General features: G+C 61.7%; 9 protein-coding genes. 5 read left to right on the plus strand and 4 right to left on the minus strand.

The features are described from left to right. Nucleotides 1–293: 293 nt before the first annotated feature. The 3 genes from PIN31009_RS16245 (at nt 294) to mdtD (ending at nt 4,526) form a co-directional block, all read left to right on the plus strand. The gene (locus tag PIN31009_RS16245) at nt 294–2,195 is read left to right on the plus strand and encodes a propionate--CoA ligase (RefSeq protein WP_150790964.1); all 1,902 of its coding nucleotides are present in this window, start codon (nt 294–296) and stop codon (nt 2,193–2,195) included. 117 nt (nt 2,196–2,312) lie between these two features. Continuing rightward, nucleotides 2,313–2,885: a hypothetical protein gene (locus PIN31009_RS16250; RefSeq protein ID WP_150790965.1), complete on the plus strand. Its 573-nt coding sequence runs from the start codon at nt 2,313–2,315 to the stop codon at nt 2,883–2,885. A 180-nt stretch (nt 2,886–3,065) separates the two neighbouring features. Next, the gene (gene mdtD / locus PIN31009_RS16255; protein WP_150790966.1) at nt 3,066–4,526 is read left to right on the plus strand and encodes a multidrug transporter subunit MdtD; all 1,461 of its coding nucleotides are present in this window, start codon (nt 3,066–3,068) and stop codon (nt 4,524–4,526) included. A gap of 61 nt (nt 4,527–4,587) precedes the next feature. Here mdtD and PIN31009_RS16260 read toward each other — a convergent pair whose 3' ends face one another. Then, complete coding sequence (locus tag PIN31009_RS16260; RefSeq protein ID WP_058377885.1) at nt 4,588–5,514, minus strand: LysR family transcriptional regulator; 927 nt, start codon at nt 5,512–5,514, stop codon at nt 4,588–4,590. 242 nt (nt 5,515–5,756) lie between these two features. Between PIN31009_RS16260 and PIN31009_RS16265 the strand changes: the two genes are divergently transcribed. Beyond that, entirely contained in the window at nt 5,757–7,154 is a 1,398-nt protein-coding gene (locus PIN31009_RS16265) for a M20 family metallopeptidase (protein ID WP_150790967.1), read from the plus strand. Next, complete coding sequence (locus PIN31009_RS16270; RefSeq protein ID WP_150790968.1) at nt 7,151–8,530, plus strand: MFS transporter; 1,380 nt, start codon at nt 7,151–7,153, stop codon at nt 8,528–8,530. Before PIN31009_RS16265 ends, PIN31009_RS16270 begins: the two co-directional genes overlap by 4 nt. 92 nt (nt 8,531–8,622) lie before the next feature. Here PIN31009_RS16270 and PIN31009_RS16275 read toward each other — a convergent pair whose 3' ends face one another. The 3 genes from PIN31009_RS16275 to PIN31009_RS16285 form a co-directional block, all read right to left on the minus strand. Beyond that, entirely contained in the window at nt 8,623–8,934 is a 312-nt protein-coding gene (locus PIN31009_RS16275) for a DUF5076 domain-containing protein (protein ID WP_087686740.1), read from the minus strand. A gap of 707 nt (nt 8,935–9,641) precedes the next feature. Next, nucleotides 9,642–10,109, minus strand: a complete 468-nt coding sequence (locus PIN31009_RS16280; protein ID WP_150790969.1) for a hypothetical protein — start codon at nt 10,107–10,109, stop codon at nt 9,642–9,644. After that, nucleotides 10,106–21,310: a two-partner secretion domain-containing protein gene (locus tag PIN31009_RS16285; RefSeq protein WP_150790970.1), complete on the minus strand. Its 11,205-nt coding sequence runs from the start codon at nt 21,308–21,310 to the stop codon at nt 10,106–10,108. Before PIN31009_RS16285 ends, PIN31009_RS16280 begins: the two co-directional genes overlap by 4 nt. Between the last annotated feature and the right edge of the window lie 8 nt (nt 21,311–21,318).

Below are 21,318 nucleotides of genomic sequence, written 5' to 3' on the forward strand. Positions count from 1 at the left end.
ATTCCCCCGCATTCTCCTCATCTGATTTGGCAATATTCTCCGCGTAATCCCTAGGTCCGACGGGGCGGTTAGCCGCCCCCGGGGTAAGCCTTCCGTAAGCGTCAACGCGCACACTGAACGTGAGGCATCCTAGGGTGTCCGACGAATTCCATGCCATACCCGCTTTGCCGTCGATACCCGCTTGGTGTACCGACATTGCCGGCTCGATCCGGCGCCGCGCGGCGTCCAGTCCTGTGCCGTATTCAGCTAGGTTGCGACGCGCGCGAGCCCACCAAAACATGCAAGGAGACAACATGACTTCGTATGCGTCGTTTCACGCCCGCTCGGTGACGCCCGAATCGCGCGAGGCGTTCTGGGAGGAACAAGCGCGTCTGATCGACTGGGAGACGCCTTTCACCAAGGTGCTCGATTACGACAAGCCCCCGTTTGCCCGCTGGTTTGTCGGTGGCCGGACGAATCTTTGTCACAACGCGGTCGATCGTCATCTGCCGTCGCGCGGCTCGCAAAACGCGCTGATCTGGGTATCGACGGAAACCGAACAGGAGCGTGTCTACACCTACGATGCGCTGGCCGCTGAGGTCAATCGCATGGCGGCGTCGCTGCAATCGCTGGGCGTGACGCGCGGGGAGCGCGTGCTGATCTACATGCCGATGGTGCCCGAGGCGCTGTTCGCGATGCTGGCCTGCACCCGCCTTGGCGCGATTCACTCGGTGGTGTTCGGTGGCTTTGCGTCGGTGAATCTTGCTGCGCGTATCGACGATGCGCGTCCGAAAGTCATCGTGTCTGCGGATGCGGGCTCGCGTAACGGCAAGGTCGTGCCCTATAAGCCGCTGCTCGACGAAGGGATCGCGCTGGCACAAAGCAAGCCGGACAGCGTGCTGCTCATCGACCGTGGTCTCGCACCGATGGACCGCGTGGAAGGGCGTGACGTCGACTATGCGGCCCTGCGCGAGCAACACCTCGATGCGTTGGTGCCGTGCGAGTGGCTCGAATCGAGCGAGCCGTCGTACGTGCTCTACACGTCGGGGACGACGGGCAAGCCGAAGGGCGTGCAGCGCGACACCGGGGGCTACGCGGTGGCATTGGCGTCGTCGATGCAGCACATCTTCTGCGCGAAGCCGGGCGACACGATGTTCTGCGCTTCCGACATCGGATGGGTGGTCGGACACAGCTACATCGTGTATGCGCCGCTGCTCGCGGGTATTGCCACGGTGATGTACGAGGGCACGCCGATTCGTCCGGACGGTGGCATCTGGTGGCGCATCATCGAGAAATATCGGGTGACGCAGCTGTTCACGGCGCCCACGGCAATTCGCGTGCTCAAGAAGCAGGACCCTGCGTATCTCACGCAATACGACTTGTCTTCGCTGCGGCTGATCTTCCTCGCGGGCGAGCCGCTGGACGAGCCGACGGCGCGATGGTTGACGGACGGTGTTGGCAAACCCGTGGTCGACAACTATTGGCAGACGGAGACGGGCTGGCCGATTCTTGGGATGGCACGAGGAATTGAGGAACTGCCGAGCAAGCTGGGCTCGCCGGGCAAGGCGGTGTATGGCTACGACGTGAAGCTGGTCGACGAGGTGACCGGCGAAGATTGCGGACCGAACCAGAAGGGCGTGCTGGCCATCGAGGGGCCGCTGCCGCCGGGGTGCATGAGCACGCTGTGGGGCGACGACGCTCGCTTCGTCAAGACTTACTGGCAGACGGTGCCCGGACGCCAGTTGTATTCGAGCTTCGACTGGGGCGTGCGCGACGACGATGGCTATTACTTCATCTTGGGGCGCACGGACGATGTGATCAACGTGGCGGGGCACCGGCTGGGGTCGCGCGAGATCGAGGAGAGTATTGCGAGCCATCCGGCGGTGGCAGAAGTGGCCGTGATCGGCGCGCAGGATGCCCTCAAGGGGCAGGTAGCCATCGCGTTCGCCGTGCTGCGGCAGCCGGAGTTGGTCGAGACGGTCGAGCAGCGGATGGCGCTGGAGGGCGATGTGATGAAGACGGTGGACAAGCAACTGGGTGCGGTAGCGCGTCCGGCCCGCGTGTTCTTCGTGTCGATGCTGCCCAAGACACGTTCGGGCAAGCTGCTGCGCCGCGCGATTCAAGCGATCTGCGAGGGCCGCGAGACCGGCGATCTCATCACGTTGGAAGACCCGGCGGCGCTGGAACAGGTGCGCGAGGCCGTGCGCGGGAAGTGACAGACGGGTGGTTGTAGCGCGCTGCGGCACAGTCGATTTTTCGGACTGTGCCGCAGTGCTTTGGAAAAGCGATGGTGGGATGATGGCTGCTGGCCCCTCGCACACCGGAAGTTCTCCATGCAGCTCACGTCGTCTGAACGATTTGACCAGTTCATCGGTACCCAACTGGCTGAGGCAGTCCTGCCTCGCACAACGCTCGACTTTGATGCCGAACTGGCGTTGTGGCATCGCAATCTCGATATTTTCTATAAGTTCGTCGAGTCGAGCCTTTCACCTTATGTGGAGGATGGACGCGTTCTCGTGCGTTACGGCGAGGTGCAGATCAGGGAGGCGTTGATCGGCGTCTATCGGGCGCGTTGCGCGCAGCTCCACATCGGCAGGGACGAGGTGACACTGACCCCAGTCGGGACCCTCCTGCGAAGCTCGCGCGGGCAAATCAACATGAAAGGCCCGCACGGCAGCGCTCGCTTTGTCGTGGTTCCCCCGGAAGTCTCGCGTCGGTGGACCCGTGCGGACAATCCCCTTTGGTATGGCGAGCCCGGTGACGAGAATTCGGCACCCGAAACTTGGATCTGGAAGCTTGCCATGCCACAGCGGGATACCACTTTCATCCACGTTGATGCGGAATTTTTCCAAGAGGCCCTGATGGGCGTCACCGCGGGGATACGCCTTGACGATGATGATCGTTGAGGGCAAGGCAGCACTTGATTTATGCCATGCGCTATCGACATTGGCTGGCTCACGGTCGATGTTGGTCTGAGGAACTGCATAGGGACTACGCATTCGATGATATCGACGAGATTGCGGTTGCATTCATGGAGGGTATGCGAACATACGCGGATCCGTGATTTCCGTCGATGACGTAGCGCTATGACCGAACCCACCCTCACTGTCTGGCGACAAAAGGCGACGCTGCTTGTCGTGTCTGTCGGCTTCTTCATGCAGACGCTGGACTCGACGATCGTCAACACGGCCTTGCCTGCCATGGCGCGCGATCTTGGTCAGTCGCCGCTGCACATGCAGGCAGTCGTCATTGCTTACGCGTTGACGATGGCCGTGACGATTCCGCTCTCGGGGTGGTTGGCCGATCGGCTCGGCACACGCATCGTCTTCACGAGCGCACTGACGATCTTTTCCATCGGCTCGGCGATGTGCGCCTATTCGACTACGCTCGATGCGCTCGTCCTCTGGCGCGTGGTGCAGGGGTTTGGCGGCGCGATGTTATTGCCCGTGGGGCGATTGGCGGTGCTTCGCGCATTTCCGCGCGAACAGTACCTGCAAGCGCTCGCCTTCGTTGCCGTGCCGGGCATGATCGGGCCGTTGATCGGCCCGACCCTTGGCGGCTGGCTGGTCAAGGTCGCCTCGTGGCATTGGGTCTTTCTCATCAATGTCCCGGTGGGTGTGCTCGGCTGTGTGGCCGCGCACTTCTTTCTGGTCAATGCACGAGCGCCACATCAAACCCGGTTCGACATCAAAGGCTATCTGCTGCTTTCCGTTGGGATGATTGCCACGTCGCTGGCGCTCGATCGCCACGCGGACATGGCCGGGGCGCATGCGCTCATGCTCGTGTTGCTGGTCGTCGGGTTTGCTGGTTTCGTTGCCTACGGGCTGTACGCCAATCGCACGCCGCAGCCGCTGTTCTCGCTGGCAATGTTCCGCGTGCACACGTTCAGCGTTGGCTTGCTGGGCAACTTGTTCGCGCGGATCGGCATTGCGGCGGTGCCTTATCTCGTTCCGCTGCTGCTTCAGGTCAGTCTTGGTTATTCCGCATTCGAGGCGGGGTTGCTGATGTTGCCGATCACGATCACCGGCATCTTTGCCAAGAGTCTCGCGACGCATCTGGTGACGCGTTACGGCTATCGCTCGGTGTTGGTCTGGAACACGATCCTTGCGGGCGTGGTGATGGCGAGTTTCGCGCTGGTGACGCCCCATTACCCGGTGCCATTGCTCATCGTGCAGTTGGGCATTCTCGGCGGTGTGAATTCGATCCAGTTCACTGCGATGAATACGCTGACGCTCAAGGACTTGAATCCGGACGATGCCAGTGGCGGCAATAGTCTGTTCTCGCTGGTGCAGATGCTGGCGATGAGCTTCGGCCTGACGGTCGGCGGGGCGTTGCTCGTGACGTTCACCGGGGCGTTTGGCGAGAGCGCGGGTGTCGGTGCGTTACCGGCGTTCCGCGCGACGTTTGCTTGCGTCGGGTTCATCACCTGTTGCTCGGCGTGGATCTTCGCGCAATTGACCGATCGGGAACAACTCGCAAACGACGAACACATAACGCCCGCGCAGGCGGCCGCTGCTGCGACCACGCCGCCACCGCCCGCCAACTAGGCGACGTTCACCGTCACCAAGCGGTACGACGGCGCTGGCGACATCCGCCGCCGCAAACGCGTCAGTCGCGTGCGGCGAGTGGCCGGTCAAGAATCTCGGGCGCACGGATGGCATCGATCAACAACCCGAGAAATGCCTCAACGGGCGCGGGAAGTGTGCGCCCGGCCATCGTCTGCACTTGAAGCGAACGTTGATGCAATGCCGGGTTGCGGATCGGAATAGCGACCAGACCTTCCGGCGCGAGGCGACTGCGTACGGTCAGCAAGCCGGTGAGGGTGACGGCGTTGCCTGAGCGCACAAAGCTGTGCAGCGCCGCGTGGTAGTTGCTGACAAACACGGGTTCGAACAACAGCCCTTCGAGCGTGCAACACAGATCGAACATCTGCCGGATGGTCACGCCGGCATTCGACAACGCGAGCGGGTAGGGCAGCAGGTCAGCCAGCGCCACGTCGCGACGCTTCGCCAGCGGATGCGCGCGCGCCATCAACGCGTAGATCGGCGCAGGCTGCGTGTGAACGACCTGCACACCTTTTTCCGGCGCCACGCTGAAACAAACCGCAATGTCTGCCTCACCATCGCGCACCCGCTCAGTCGCCACAAATGGCGAGACGACATCGAGCAGGAAATGCGCGCCGGGGTAAGCCTCTCGAAAGCGCGCGAAAACCTGCGGCAGGAAATCTCGCGCAACGCCTTCGGCGCTTGCTACGCGAATCGTCGCGCGCCCGACTTCCGTCAACCCGCGAATTTCCGACGTCACCCGCTCCGCATCGAGCAAAACGCGCCGGGCATGATCGGCCAGCATTTCTCCCGCTTCGCTAAGCACCATGCCCCGCGGGCGTCGCTCGAACAGCGGCGTACCCAGATCCTCTTCCAGCTTGGCAATCTGCCGGCTTAGGGCCGATACCGCGACGTGCAGACGCTCCGACGCGCGGCTGAGCGACCCGGTCCGGGCCACTTCGAGAAAGTAACGCAGGGCATGAGTTTGCATGGGCGAGACGAGGCCATGATCAAGGGCGGAAACGACGATGGGCAAAGGCGCCGACGCGCGCGGAATGCCGACTTTCTGCTTTGCCGAAACGGCAAAGAAACGTTCGAAATATTATCATTGTTGTCAAAAAAACCGACTTCTAGAATGGCCTGAACGGTTGTGCCAGAGCGTGCTACCGACACGCGTCGCAGCGCTTGTGCGAGCCCCGGCCGCCGTCCCCATAAGCCATCTGGAGACATGCAGTGACCCGTAATGCCGCAATTGCTCAAGCCACCGCCCAATACGATTCGGGCGCATTTCTCGATACCCTCAACCGCCGTGTGGCGTTCAAGACGGAGAGTCAGGAAGCCGATAGCGGCGACATCCTCCACGCGTATCTTTCAGACGAAATGACCCCCGCGCTCGCCGCGCTGGGCTTCACCTCGCGTATCGTGCCGAACCCTGCGCCGGGCGGCGGTCCGTTCCTGATTGCCGAGCGCCGCGAAGGTGACGACCTGCCTACGGTACTCACTTACGGGCACGGCGACGTGGTACGTGGCTACGACGCGCAATGGCGCAGCGGTCTGAAGCCGTGGGAGATCGTCGTCGAGGGTGACCGTTGGTACGGACGCGGCACCGCAGACAACAAGGGGCAGCACACGATCAACCTCGCGGCGCTCGCCGAAGTGCTCGCCGCACGCGGCGGCAAGCTTGGCTACAACGTGAAGATGATCGTGGAGATGGGCGAGGAAATGGGTTCGCCCGGCCTGCACGCCGTCTGCGAACAACTCCGCGAGGAGTTGCGTGCGGATGTCCTGATTGCTTCCGACGGCCCGCGCTTGGCCGCCACGCACCCCACGGTCTTTCTGGGCTCGCGCGGTCTCGTCAATTTCAAGCTGAGTCTGAATCTGCGCGAAGGCGGGCACCACTCGGGCAACTGGGGCGGCCTGTTGCGTAACCCGGGTGTGGTGCTGGCCAACGCGATTGCGTCGATGGTCGATGGCAACGGCAAGATTTTGGTCGAAGGGCTCCGTCCGCCGGAACTGCCTGCGTCGGTACGCCGCGCGCTTGCCGGTCTCGAAGTCGGCGGCGGTCCGAACGATCCTGAAGTCGATGCCGACTACGGCGAGCCGGGCCTGACGCCGACCGAACGCGTGATCGGCTGGAACAACATCGAAGTGCTGGCGTTCAAGACGGGCAACCCCGAAAAGCCGGTCAACGCGATTCCCCCGTACGCCTATGCCCACATGCAGATCCGCTTCGTGGTCGGCACCGACTGGGAGCGGTTGGGCGAGATCGTGCGCCAGCATCTCGACGCGCATGGCTTCACGATGGTCGATGTGGAAGTCGAGCGTGGCGTGATGGCTACGCGTCTCGATCCGGAGGACCCGTGGGTGTTGTGGGCGCTGGCGTCGATGCGTGAGACCACCGGCAAGCCGCCGGTGCTGCTGCCCAACCTCGGCGGCACGCTGCCGAACGACGTTTTTGCCGACGTGTTGGGTCTGCCAACGCTGTGGGTGCCGCACTCGTACCCGGCCTGCTCGCAGCATGCACCCGACGAGCACTTGCTCGGCTCGGTGGCGCGTGAAGCACTGCAAATCATGGCGGGATTGTTCTGGGATCTGGGCGACGTCGACCTGAAAGAGGGAAAACCGCGATGAACACATCTGCAACCGCCTCCGGGGCGGGGCACACGGGGAGTCTTCCGGATGTCGGCGCGGAAGCTTCTGCCGACGCGCGGACGACCGCCCACGTGCCCGTCTACAAGTTGATCGTTGCGACGTCGATCGGCAATGCGCTCGAATGGTATGACCTGATCGTCTATGGCTACTTCGCCGTGACGATTTCGAAGTTGTTCTTCCCGGCGCACGACGAGACCGTGTCGTTGCTGATGGCGTTGGGCACGTTTGCGCTGTCGTATCTGGCGCGGCCGTTGGGCGCGTTTGTGTTGGGCGCGTATGCCGATCGTCACGGCCGAAGGGCGTCGCTGATGCTGTCGATCGCAATGATGACCGTCGGCACGGGGATCATTGCGTTCATGCCGACGTATGCCGTGATTGGCGTGTGGGCGCCCATCGGCATTTTCCTGTCGCGCTTGATGCAGGGCTTCTCGGCGGGCGGCGAGTTTGGCAGTTCGACGGCGTTTCTCGTCGAGCACGTGCCGAACCGTCCGGGCTTTATGTCGAGCTGGCAGTTTGCGAGTCAGGGCGCGAGCACGTTGTTGGCGTCGGCCTTCGGCGCGGTGCTGACGGGGGCACTCACGCAGCCACAACTCGAGTCGTGGGGATGGCGTATTCCGTTCATCTTCGGGATGCTTGTCGGGCCGATCGGCTTGTATATCCGCAAGTATGTGGACGAGACACCGGCGTTTCAGAAGGAAGCGTTGGCCGCGCGCGAAGCGAGCCGGAAGGCGGCTGACGACAAGGACGCAGGACCGTCACCGATTCGGGAAGTGCTGGCGACGCAAAAGGCGCGGTTGTTGGTGTGCATTGGCGCGTTGATTCTGACGACGACGGCGAACTACATGATCTTGTACATGCCGACGTATGCGACCAAGCAGTTGGGGCTACCGCCGCAGCAGGGCTTTATCGCGACGCTGGTGACGGGTTTCGTGATCATGACGTTGACGCCATTCGTCGGACATTGGTCGGATCGTGTCGGGCGTATTCGCATCATGGCGGTGGCCGGGGTGTTGTTCTTGTGCACGGTGTATCCGGCGTTTGCGTTTATGAATGCACACGCGTCACTGGCGACGATGATGTTGGTGATGTTGTGGGTGGGTACGTTGAAGGCGGTGTACTTCGCCCCGATTCCGGCGTTGATGTCGTCGTTGTTTCCGACGCGGACGCGGGCGACTGGGATGGCGGTGGGTTACAACCTCGGTACGACGATCTTCGGCGGTTTTACACCGCTTGCCGTCGCGTGGCTGATTGCCTCAACGGGCAACAAGCTTGCACCGGGGCTGTATCTGATGGTCGGCGCCGTCATCAGTCTGACGACGTTGCTGATTGCGCGAGTGAAGATGGGCGCGCGGTAGGGTAGTGCGGGTGCAGTGGAAATTTGCGCCCTTGCTACAGGGTTGGGGCTGACTGGCGGGCGGTTGAGGTTCAATCGCCTGCCGGGCCTCGGTCAGTGATGTTGGACAAAGCCGCCGCTGCCCTCGGTGAGTGGCGCGAACAATCCCTCAAAGAAGGCGTCGCCGATTTTCGCGAGCGTGTCGGCCGGATCGCAGGCGTATCCGACTTGCAGGGCTTTCGACAGCGTGCGGGCGACGTCGGCGAGAATCGTTCCCCAGACGGACTCTTCCGTGATGTCCATGACCTCGGCGTATCGCCCGACTTTCATGGAGCAGTGCAAATCCCCCTCGGTGATCCATACGCGAAGCATTTCGACGGCGCTGTCGTCCAGCAGTGCGGCTTCCGGTATCGGGCATTCATTCATGATTCACCTCGCTTCTCGATGTAGGTACGGAGTGGAGGAGTCGTAAGTGCCGCGGGAACGCGGTCGTTTGCGATTCCTCCGTCTGTCGCCGTTGATCGGCTGGGGCAACCGTACCGCGCCGATTTGCGAAATGTCGTGGTACGCCAGATACGGTTTGGATGAATACGAAGCTTCGAAAAGAACCTCAAGCGCCCGTATCGCGAGGGCTGCGGGGGGGGGTGTTGACAACAGTTGACTGCAATTTGGATCACTCTTGGCGAGATTTTTTGCAGACTATTCACAGGGTGTGGCGGTGGGGGGGACGGAAGTTGCGGAGGGGAGTTGGTGTGAAGACGATTTTGGTTGCGGCCTGAGTGGTTAAGGATGTCCTCGTCAGTGAGGCTGCTGGTAGCGGGGCAACGCATAACTAGGGCGTCGCGGTGTACCTAGGCGGGAGTTGGACTGATACGTGACCACGGGAAGTGGTAAGGGTTTTATGTCCAAGTATTTGAATAGATGTGAACGTGTTCCTCATCCGCATCTGTTTGTGAAAGCCTAACGTTGGCAATGGCCATTGGTACTTGGATATGTGGGAAATTTTCTCGAGCGGTGGGAGGGGGTTTTGTTGGTGAGCCATTCAACGAGAGATCTATTTTCAGATGTCTCCGCCAATGGCGCACCTTTTGTTATCGATATTTTTCCTCGGCACCTTGTTCGATGTATTGCTCTCAGTCGGTCGTATGAACTAGTGAAATGATGTCTTCGTTCGAATTGATTGATAGGACAGCGTCTTCATATCCATTTATGTTGTCGCTTAGCCATTGCTCTCCTAGTCGATTTGTATGAAATTTAACAACCACGCTAAAATCATCGGCGCTTAATATTGCGGTAATAATAATGGTTTGTTTTGCGGAATTCCAGATTTCGAAGACACGCTCTATGAAAAGGATGGCCTGTAAAATTGGTTGTTTTTCATCATAATCTTCAATGTGCAATGAGTTGACGAAGCATTCGTAATCCGTACAGTCTCCGAACGTCGATGTTGACGTGTTAGTGCTAACCATCAAGCCTCGAAGTATGTTGCATCCATCATGCTGAAGAAATCCACTGTCTGCGATCGACTTTAGAGAGGGAGTAAGCGTGCGACTAATTTGAAGTCCATCCAAAATAGTCCTCATGGTCAAATTAAATTTCATGGTGTTACTCCCAAGTATTTGCTGAGTCCCTTTTGAATCGCCGAGTTGAAACCGGGATCGTTCAAGAGTCTGTTGACAGAGTTCGGCGCATCCGGGAACGTACCTGTACGTGGATCGTACAGGTATTTGTTTCCTTGATTGTCCTGATAGTGGATCTGTCCGGGGCGTTTTCCCGGATTCGGATTTTCCACATCGATGCGCTCTTTACCGTCACCCTTCCAAATAGTTTTGCTGGCGAACTGTGCTCCGTCCGCGCCAAGCATTGAATAGTTATCACCGTTGGCATTGAGTGATTGTCCGTTTTTTGCCAACGTTGCCGTATCGGGGGCGTGCTTTGGCGCTTTCCCCGACTCGGAAGACGCCTCATCTCGTCTCGAAATCAACATCGGATCAAACACCACCGGCCCGTCATTGGGTGTGGCGGTAATGGTCGGGCCTTTCGGGCCTTGATCCGGGGTTGTGGTGATTGTAGCGCCGCGCTCGCCTTGGTCTGGGGTGCCGGTCAGCGTCGGGCCTTTCTCTCCCGAGTCTGGTGTGGAGGTGATCGTCGCGCCCGATGGGCCGTTGTTTGGCGTGGACGTGATAGTCGGGTTATCGGATACGTCTGAGCCCACCCGCCCGATAGCCTGTTCTACGGAGTGATGACTTGCACAAGCCAAGGCTGAAACCTTGCACGCGGCATCCATCAAGGCTTCGCGTAAAGTTTCGGCGAGTTTTCCGACGGCGGATTCCGTTTCGTTGCGGCCTTTGCCGTTCGGATCCAATGCGTCTACGGCGTTCGCACCTCGATTGCCGCTTGTCGGCACCGACCGTCCGGTTGGATGAATTGGAGGAGGCATCGGTATGGCGATGCCAAGCGTGTTGTTCTCAGCCTCGGTCTTTGCACCCGTCGATGCCGTAACTACATCCCCACCAGTACCGGCTGTTACACCCGCCACAATCGAGGTGATCAGGTTGACGCGCGCCTCCCGCTCTGACTGTGTGAGTGACTGCCCCGGTTTGTCTGTGGATGCCAGTAGGCTGCCAAGCAGTGAACCTGCCGCTGAGCCCATCGCCCCAGCATCGCAACCTCCACCCGAAGCTGCGCCGCCAGCACAGCCTGCGATGGCGTGTAGTGCGGCCTTCGATGCCGGGTCAAGGTTTTCGCCAAGCGTCTTGATCTCTTTCGCCGCAAGTCCTTGCAGGTAGGTGACCGTCACACGAGTTGCCATCTCGCCAGCGGCGCCGGCGATATTGCCGCCAATGCCTGCGGTGACAGCGCTTACGATCAATCGGTAATCGCCTCCCGGCCCCCATTTCTTCGCCTCGGCAAGTTGCTCGCCGAGTGCCGCGCGCTGCTCGGGGTCGCTGGTGTTCTTGAGTTGCGCTTCAATCTCGTCAGCTTTCTTGGCGCGATTGTTGACAAACGTCCCCAACTCCCGCTGCACTGCGTGCATGATCTCGAAGCCGGTCTCGATCTGTTCCTTGTCGAATTTGTTGGTGAGGGCGTTGGCGCCGTCCTTGTCGGAGGACACATCCCGGTTCACGGAGGCGATGGTTTCTTCCGCTGTCTTACCCGTTTTTTCGCGCTGCGCCGCGTCATCGGTAATCTCGATCACGCCCGCACTGATCCCGCTGCGCGTGACGCTCGTCTCGCTACCGCTGGCCCCGACGACAACCGGTGGCGCCACGCTGATCGACCCGGTCTTCGGTAACTCGCTGCCCGGGGTAGCGTTGGCGCCTGTCTCGGCTTTGCCTTTCTGATCGGTGCCGACTTTCGCGCTGTCGCCGCCGCCCGTGGCGAAGCCACCCCCCAGACTGACGCCGAACGCATCGAACTCGGCGTGGTTCTCGATGTCCCGCTCGGTCAAAGACCCGGTTTTCAGACGATTCCTACCCGCTTCGGCAGCCTTGTCGGTCGACGCAATGACGGCGCCCACGAGATCGGTGTTCCCGCCAACCGTTACGTCAAAGCCCTTGTCACCGGCTTTGATTCCGGTCTGTTCAACCACGCTCGCGAAATCGCTGTTGATCTGCTGATGGCTGACGTTCAGGCTGCCGGACGCGCCGCCCATACCCACGGTGCCGCTGGCACTGATGGACTGGTCTTTCGACTTGTAGACGCTCGTGTCTTGCAGGCTTTCGATGTTCAGGTCGCCGCCGACGTCCGCCACGACACGCTCGCCAACAATCACTCCGCCTTTCACGTTCGTATCGCCGCCCGAGGCAACTTTCGCCTCACCACCGGCCGTGACGTGGCTGTTCTTGTGCGTCACATCACGACCGTCAGCTTTGCCGCGTGACGCGCTGGCGTTTGCCGTCACCCCCATCGAAGCGCCCTTGGGGCTTAACGAAATTCCGACGCCAACACCGCCCGACACGCCGCTGCTCTTGCTGTGCTGCTCTGCGGTATGGGTGGCAGCAAGAATGTCGAGATCGCCATCTGACTTAAGCGTCACGTCCTGCTTGGCGTTGATCTCACTGCCACGGACGAGCAGGGACGAGTCCCTACCATCGCCCTCGGCCCGCACCGACACGCTTCCGCCGGCGCTTACCGTCGAGCCGATCGACGTGGTGCTTTCCTGCGTTTGCCGGCTTTCCTGTTTCGAGCCGCCGGCAGTGACCGAGATGTTGACGCTGGCGACATCGCTCAGACTCTTGATGTTGTCGAGGGCGTTCTTGACGGCCAGTGCACCGGCAGCAGCGCCCAGCGCTTTCATGCGGACATCGTCGACATTGCTCACAGCGTTGCCCATCTGTCCGACGGTCTCGGCCGCAGCCATCACCGGGTTGGATATCGCAACGGTGATGCCGGATTGACGCACTTCCGTCTCGCGCACACTGGCATCCGTCTCGACGCTCTCGACAATGGCCACGCGCTTGGCAGAGATATCGATGTCGCCTTCCCTCGCCATCACCGTGCTGCCTTCCTGCCGGTAATCGTTGCCCGCCCGCACGGAGATATCGCCGTTGACGGCGCCAATGACGCTCCCCGTTTGCGACGTGCTCTCTCGCCGCTGCTTATCCTTCTCGCTGCGTTGGCCGATAGTGATGCTCGTGCCGCTGCCGAATATGCCGCTCGTTGTGGTCTCGGAGGTGTTCAGCGATCGCTGACGGTCTTCGGCGGACGTGATCGTGACGTCGTGCTTCGCTGAGATGTTCACGTCGCCATCGGCGACAACGTTTGAGCCGATGATCGCAACGTCCTGTCCCGAGGCAATCGTGACCGTGTCCCCCGACACGGTGCTGCCGATGGTTTGCGTGCCGTGTAACTCCCGCAGGCGTTCTTCCGTCGTAGTAGAGAGCAGGCCGCGTTTGGTGTCACGTGACCACCGCACGTCGTCCTGCTCCGTGGTGACGCCGCCGATGGTCACGTCGCCCGTGGCGACGATTTGGACCGCTCCCTTCTGTGCCGCGCTGGTCTTGTCTTCAGTGGCTCCTACAACGCCAACGTCAGTTCCAGTGCCGGTTCGGTTGCCACGCCCGGCGCTGACGTCGCGATCCCCCGCGCTGACGTACGAGCCAAGGATCGTTGCGTTGCCCTTACGCGATTCATCGTCGGTGACGTAAGCCCGTACGCCGCGCTCGTCGAGCACGCGTTGGATGGCTTCAACTTGCCCCGCACCTATCCCGATGTCGCCGCCCGCACGAATCTCGCTGCCCCGAACGGTTTCCACATGAGTGTCGGCGCTCGCGGCGTAGTCGTCATTGCGCACCCGGCCCGTGAAGTCGAGCTTGTCGGTGACGGCGGTGATTTCAACGTCGCGCCCCGCAGCGATGATGAGATTTCCGGCCGTGGTTACCTTCGCGCCTTCGGCCACCGCATCGCGGCCAGCGGCGACTGCGGTGTTGCCCCCTGCATCGATGACCGATACAGCATGCTCGGTGATTTTCGTAAGGCTACGGTTGTCGCCGCTAATGCTGCCGTCACCAAAGCGCCGCTCCAGTTCGATGGCATTGATCGAGATGTCACGGCCGGCGACCAAACCGGCATCACCGCCCGCCTGAATCTGCGCACCGGTAACGCTCAGGTCGCGTCCGGCGGTGACGTTGACCGAGTCTTGCGCGCTGATGCGTCCCCCCGATTCGAGAGTGGTACTCCGTCCGCTGCCGCCGCGATTTTCCCAATCGATGCTGCGGGTCCGGCTCGTCACGACAACGTCTCGGCCAGCCTCCACTTGCACCTGCTTACCGGCGATATCGCCGCCGATGTTCAGGATGTCGCGCGAGGCGACGACTTCGACCTTGCCGCGCGTCGCGCCATCGACTTCGGCAGTGCTGCCATCGCCTTGCGTGTCACGACGCCCGATGACGCCGTAATTCTCGATATCGACGGCGCGAATCTGTGTATTCGAATCGCCCACGATCCGCCCGCGGTTGCTTACCTGCTGGCTGGCTTGCACGAGCACATCGCGACCGGTCACCAGTGCGCCGCCGGGTTGCAGGCTCACACGCTTGCCGTGGGCGAGATACAACGTCGGGACCAGTACCGTTTGCGTCGTCCCGTCGGGCAGCTTTACGTCTTGCCGCACCAGCCACACGATGTCGTCGGTCAATGCCTGCATCTGATCTTCAGTGAGGCGAATGCCCACCCGTAACGTCAGGTCGCGACCCGCGCGTGCACCTTGCGTCAGTAATGCCCGGTACTCGGCATCCGCATCTGTTGCACTCGCGGCGTCGTTGCTGTCGTAACCCCGCAGGCGGGCGCGTCCGGTGAGACGAAGAATCTGCTCGCGTACCAGCTTCGCCTCATAGAACCCGTCGCCAATGCGTCGTTCGATACCCGCCGGGTCGATGTTCAGCAGGGCCAGCATGTAGTTGCTGGAGACAAACGTGCCGTAGTCGGTAAAGCGCGCGTCGGTGACCACGAGATAGGGCTGCGACGGCGACGTGACAATGCTGAACAGGCCGCTGCGCGGCAACGTCAGATCGGGAATGCCGCCTGAGACAGCGTCGAGCGTCTGAATTGCGCCCGAAACTCCGGTTGACGTGCGCTCATGTTGCGGTGCGTCGATGGCGGATTGTGCGGTGGTGGAAACCGTGGCGTGATGCGAATCGTTGCCATCGATTGCAATGCGGGGCTGCCCGACATCGGGGACCTCCGGTGCGATTTGGCTGTCGACCCACCTCGCGTCAATGAGACGACCATCGGTCGATGCCGTGTCGATCACGATGTCTCGCGCGTTGATACGCGTCGATTGGTTCGACGAAATCAAGGCGTCAAGCCCGCCGACGATGGACCGGTGCTCTGTCGCTCCCAGTTCGACTTGAGGGAACCAGAAATCGCTGTTGCCGCTCTTTTCGTGCCAGTAGAGATACGACGTCTGGCGGGTCCGATCGATTCGCTCCAGCCCGAGGCTGCGATTCGTGATCTGGCCGCCATTGCCGCGAATGCCGATATTTCCGCCTGCGCTGATCGACGACGCGTTATTGATCGCGCTGCCACCGTCAACGTTGAGCCGGAACGACCCTTGCGAAGTCAATGTGCCCGGCGCAGACGCATGGATGATTCGGTCGACGGTACTGCGGGTGGTGATGTCCCGTCGGTACTCGTTCGTGTCGCGGCCATCCTCAATTCCGTGGCCGTAACGGAATATCCGTACGCCCTCGTCCGGTGCGCCGGTGATGACGCTATTTCGCCCCTCGTCGACATACGTCGGACGGAGGTGCTCGGCTGGGTCGTAATCCGGCCAGAAGCCGATGATCCAGTTGCCTTTTCCGTCGTCCTGAATGGATTCGAAGTGCTGAGTCGAACGCTTGGTGATATTGCGCGAGCTATAGTTGACGTCGAACCCCGACCCCTTGTAGACCTCAATGATCGGATTCACTAACGAGAAGGTCTTCTTCTCGGTATCGAGTGTCGTGAGATGCCCTTTGGGCAGCGTGACGGTAATCGGCGTGCCGGCCACGTATAACTTTTCGGCCGAAAGCTCGGCTCTGGCCTCTCGTCCCCACTGCCATTGCGTGAACGGAATGTTGGCCGGGTTCGGGACTTTATTGACTTCCTTGATGTCGTAGCTCGGTTGCCCGTGGTCATTCAATTCATAGATGACCTCATTGACCATGGCGGGCCCACCGTCGATCTGGAGACTATGGCTCCAATGCGTTGTGGGCAATCTCTCACACGGGGCACCGCTCACCGCTTGGCATCGTTCGAAGTCTGATGGACCGGGAAACGTGAGGTAACCCGCAATCCAAATGTGTCGAACCGCCGTGGTCGTACCCGCGTCGACGCCGCGCTCGATCGTGACCTGTCCGCGCTCGTTCACGAACGTCTTGACCGCGACATCGATGTCGCCACCGGCTTCGATCGTGGCCGACCGATTGGTCAGTCCTTCCGACTGCCGGGCAAGAAATCCGTCAGCGTCGCGCGTTTCCGCCGCGCCGATGCGTAAGCCGTTCAGGCTGTACAACGTCGCACCGCTTTCGTTCAACACCTGACCTTGCGCGAAGACATCGAGTTGCTGCGTCGCCGCCATGACGGCTTGCGCCCCGGCGTTCGTCAGGTGCGTGCCCTCGAATCTCACGCGCCCACCGATGACGGCACCTGTGTTGACGAAGGTCGGCGTGCGCAGCCAGACCTCGTCGCCGTCGATTCGCGTTTCGTTGTCGATCCGGTCGGTGGCGTTGGCGTAGACGGCCTTCCCCCTGATGAGTCCGCCGCCATGGTTGCGTACCTGCGCCGCATGGATTGTCAGTCGTTGCACCGCTTCCAGTTCGCCGGTGATCGTCAGCAGGCCGCCAATCGTCAGGTTGAGATCGCTGTTGGCGCGCCAGAGATGCGCGGGGCTGTAAGTGAAATCGCCCGGCAGGGTGACGTGCAGGTTGTTGCCCGCGCGAAGCTGTCCGGTGCCGATGAGGTGCGTTGCGGTCAGTGTCAGGTCACGGTTGACGGCGATTTCGCCGCCACTGTGATTGACCTCGGCTGCGAGAAGCGTCGCGTCACGGCGGGCCTGAAGCTGGCCGAGATTGTCGAGCGTGGCCGTGCTGATGCCGTTCTGCCCGGCGAGGTGCAGGTCCTGACCGGCGAACAGCGTGCCTGCATTTTCTGCGCGATCGCGGATGCCGAGCCGAAGGTCGTTGCCAGCGCTGATGTTGGCGCCCGGACCGTTGGCCAAGGTCAGCGCCAGCAGTGAGACGTCACCGTTTCCGGCGATGAACCCTGTCGGCCGGAACGTCGACGCGGGGAGCGTGGTGTGGTTGCGGACGGCGTCGGCGGTGAGCGTCAGTTCACCTCGCGTGGCGTTGACGATGCGTCCGTCGGTGTTGTCCAGCGTGGCGGCTGCCACGGTGATGGTTTCGTCAGACGTGGCGAGTGCGCCTTCGCTAGCAGTATCGGAGGTGTCATTGCGTTCATGACGAGGCGCGTCATCGTTGGCCACTTCGGAGGAGCGCTTGCCCGTAACTTCGATACTCCCGCGAACGTTTTGAATGTCGCCACCGGCGCGCACCCCCATTGCGCCAGTCGAAAAAATCTCGCCGTCAGCGTTATCGAGATTGCCGTGCGCCGCGAGCGACAACGTGTCGTTCGTCTGGATGCGACCTTGCCGGTTGATGAAGTGCTCACCACTCATCTGCATGGCCCCGCGCGAGTGGATCTCGCCGCTCGTGTTGTCGAGATTGCCGCGCGTCGTGAGCGACAGCGTGTCGTTTGTCCGGATACTGCCGTGCCGGTTGACGGCGTTGCGGCTATTCACCTGCATGGCACCGCCGGCGTGGATCTCGCCATCCGTGTTGTCGAGATCGTCATTGGTCGTCAACGACAACCGTCCGTTCGTGCGCACATGGCCCTGCCGATTGACGAAGTCAGTGCCGCTCGTGACGGCGAGCGATTGGCCGGCTTCGAGACGGGCGCCGTCGAGGTTCTCGATGCGGTTCGCCGACACGTTGACGGCGCCATTGCCCGCGATGAAGCCGCCCACGTCGGTGCCTTCAATACGGGGAGACGCACGGTTCAGGAGGTGTCCGGATACGACAACGTCGAGCGCCTGATTTCCTGCGTTGACGACGGTGCCGTTGTCGTTGGTAAGGGCGCGTGCCGAAAGCGACAGCTGTGCTGTGGTCCCGCCGGTTTCGATGCGGCCGTCGGTGTTATCGACCGATTCCGTCACCGCGAGACGCATGCTGTCTTGCGCTGCTGTGCGGCCCGACCGATTGACGAATGCGCCGCCAATCGTGGCATCGAGCGCTTCGGCCGCGCGGAGCTCGCCATCCTCGTTGATCAGATCCGTGGCGGTTTCCAGCGCGAGCGACTTGCCTGTCCGAATCGCGCCGCCGGTGTTGTCCAGCGTGCCGGTGGTCAGAGAAACGTCAGCGTTTGCCTCGATCTGTGCGCCGTTTCGGTTGCGGATGGCGTCCGTCGCGACGATCCGTGTCTGACCGTGGCCGCTGTTGCGCAGTGCGCCGCCGTCGTTGTCGAGTTCCCGGGCGAAGACTTTCAGGTTGTCTGCCGACTCGATCGCGCCTTGTGTGTTGCCCAGCATCGTCTTCGCAGTCAGCGAGACGGACTCACCGGCGATGACCCCGGATGCGTTCTCGATGAACGTCTCGGCATCTGCTGACAACGTCCGCAATGCCGTTATGCGGCCGTGATTGTTGGAAAGCGATTCGGCCGTGAGTTGCAGGTCGCCGTTCGTGCCGATCTGGCCGCTGGTGCTCTCGATGGCCGTGGCAAGAATCGACAACGTGCCGTCACCCGCATGCGCCAGCGTGCCGCCGGTATTGTCGAGCGCCAGCGTGTCGATCCGTGCATCGTGCGCGGCAAGCTTGATGGCACCCTCGCGATTGCTCAGGGCTGCCGTGATAATCAGGCGTGCGGGGGCATCGCCCTGCGGGGCGGATTGCACAATCTCGCCCGTGTCGTTGTCGAGCCGCACCGCGTTCATCGTCAACCGGGCCGAGGACATCTGCCCGCGAACGTTGCGGATGGTGTTGGCCAACGTATCCAGATGGCCCGCCGTATCCAACTTGCCGCCGGAATTGTCCAGAATATCGCCTACGGCAAGCACGACGTGTTGCCGGGCGAGAATCTGACCGCCGGTGTTCAGAAGGCTGCCCACCGTCTCGAACCGGAACGCACCGTCGGACGCCCATCTCCCGCTATTGACGGCATTACCGGCCGTCATGGCCACATCGCCCTTACCGGCGATCTCGCCTTGGGTGTCGTTTTGCGACGTGTTGAACAATTCGCGGGACACGTTGATTCGCATCGCCGCATCGCTCAACGCCAGTAAGCGTCCGCCGTCGTTGTGCAGCGCCCCAGCGTCGAGCGAGAAGAGGCCGCCCGATTGGATCAGACCGACTTGATTGCTCAACAACCCCTGCGTCAGCAAGTACAGCGCTTGCTTCGCGGAGACGGCGCCCCGGTCGTTGCGCCCGCTATCTGCGCTCACGTGCATCGTGCCGTTGGTGACGAGTGTGCCGTCGGCGTTATCGAATCGCCCCGTCGTCAGACGCAATGCGCCCGCGCCCGCGTGCTCGATCTTGCCTGATGAGTTGTCCAGCGCCGTCGACGTGACGGACAGGCCCTCGCCGTTCGTGGTGATTTGGCCGTTGCGGTTATCCAGCGCGCCATGAAGGGCGAGTTCCGTGGGGGATGTTCCCCACTGTGAGATGCTGCCGCGATGGTTGCTTAAACCGGCAGCGGCAACCGACAGGTGTTGCGTTGTCAGCGAGGCACCGTCGTGATTCATGGCGCCGAAACTGCTTAAATCCGATGTGCCACCGACGCGGGTCGTGGCGCCGGCCAAGGTGAGGGGGCCGCCGAGTGCGTGAAGTAACAGATTCTGCGGCGTCGTCGTCGACGCACCGGTCAGGTCGATAGCGTTCGCCGTGAAGCGAATGTTCCCCGTCGTCACGTGCGTACCGGTGGCGCGCAATGAGCGAGCGACGATGAGCGTGATGTCCGACGTTGGGCCGGGCGTCCCGTCCGGGCTGGCACCGGCGGCAATCGTGCCCCTCGACACTACGTTGCCTGCGTCGACTTGCCAGTGGCGTGCGGCAGACGCGATGCCGTCGTGCTGCCACGTTCCGCCAACAAGGAGCTTCCCATCCTGCCCGCCGCGAAGTTGTCCTGTGCTGATCAGGTCGCGCGTCGTGCGTACATTCAGCGCACCCTTCGCGAGAACGCCGCCACCAATACGGATGGTGTCGGCGGCAGTAGCATCGAGCACCTCGCCCGCATGGACTTTGCCGTCGATGCGTAGCTCGCCAGCGCTGGTCAGCGTCAGCGTGCTGCCGTTTGCCGAGATGTCGCCATCGATGTTCACGCCGACACCCGCTTCGGTGCCGATGAGCCGGATCTTGCCGGCGTACATGCCGCCCAGACGGGAGACGTCTAGTGCAAAGGCGGGCGCGCCGCTGGCAGCGCCTTCGGTCGAGCGCACGTCAAACGTCGTCGCGTCGATCTCGTTGCGACCGGTCACGACGTCCAACGTCGGTGCGTGAATCGCCGCGTTAACTTCGATGGCCCGTGCAAGCAACGCAGCATGCGTGAGGTTGCCCGCATTCAGACCGTTGCCGGTCACACGAATTGCACCCTCGGTGACACGAAACGCTTCCAACGACCCGCTGCCACCAAACACGGGGAAGCCGGTCGTCAATACCCCGCGCGACGTGTTGATGAAGCCGCACCCGTTACAGGTGATGCCATTCGGGTTACTGACGATGACTTCGGCGCGGCTGCCGGCGACCTCGAGATACCCCGCCAGATTCGACGGCAGTGCGTTCGTCACCTGATTCAGGATGATTCGCGCCGGATCGCCGGTCAGATTGGGGTTGCCCGGCACCCATCCGCCTGTTTGCGTCTGCACGATCGTGCGGGCGTTGTTGAGAATGGCCCCCTGCGTCGGCACGTCGAACTGCTGGTACTGGTTATGCGAGACACCACCCGCCGTCGGCGCGGTGATGTTCACCAGCGGCAAGCCGTTGGGCGTGACGCTGACGCCGGGCGCGTGGGGTCCCGGGGCGGCAACGATTTGTGCGTGGGCTTGCGCGCTGAATCCCAGAACAGTGAACGCAAGTAGCGTCGCAACGGTGCGTTGGCGATACCCGGCAGTGACGGTGGTGGCGACGATGGCGGAGGCACCCTCTCGACCACAAGCGGCCCGGCGACGCAAGCTGCGGGACGCCCCGGGCGTGCGGCCACGGCGGACATGTTCACCGACGGCAATCCATTGGCGCCGGACGTGACTGAAGACAAGACGGAAGCAGCGTTGATTCATGAGAAGTC

It is taken from the genome of Pandoraea iniqua (genome assembly GCF_902459685.1).
GTDB lineage: Bacteria > Pseudomonadota > Gammaproteobacteria > Burkholderiales > Burkholderiaceae > Pandoraea > Pandoraea iniqua.

What these genes read in the sequence shown, in the direction of transcription:
- PIN31009_RS16285 (WP_150790970.1), bottom strand. Translation starts at nt 21,310, where the DNA reads ATGAATCAACGCTGCTTCCGTCTTGTCTTCAGTCACGTCCGGCGCCAA.
- PIN31009_RS16270 (WP_150790968.1), top strand. Translation starts at nt 7,151, where the DNA reads ATGAACACATCTGCAACCGCCTCCGGGGCGGGGCACACGGGGAGTCTT.
- PIN31009_RS16260 (WP_058377885.1), bottom strand. Translation starts at nt 5,514, where the DNA reads ATGCAAACTCATGCCCTGCGTTACTTTCTCGAAGTGGCCCGGACCGGG.
- mdtD (WP_150790966.1), top strand. Translation starts at nt 3,066, where the DNA reads ATGACCGAACCCACCCTCACTGTCTGGCGACAAAAGGCGACGCTGCTT.
- PIN31009_RS16250 (WP_150790965.1), top strand. Translation starts at nt 2,313, where the DNA reads ATGCAGCTCACGTCGTCTGAACGATTTGACCAGTTCATCGGTACCCAA.
- PIN31009_RS16245 (WP_150790964.1), top strand. Translation starts at nt 294, where the DNA reads ATGACTTCGTATGCGTCGTTTCACGCCCGCTCGGTGACGCCCGAATCG.
- PIN31009_RS16280 (WP_150790969.1), bottom strand. Translation starts at nt 10,109, where the DNA reads ATGAAATTTAATTTGACCATGAGGACTATTTTGGATGGACTTCAAATT.
- PIN31009_RS16275 (WP_087686740.1), bottom strand. Translation starts at nt 8,934, where the DNA reads ATGAATGAATGCCCGATACCGGAAGCCGCACTGCTGGACGACAGCGCC.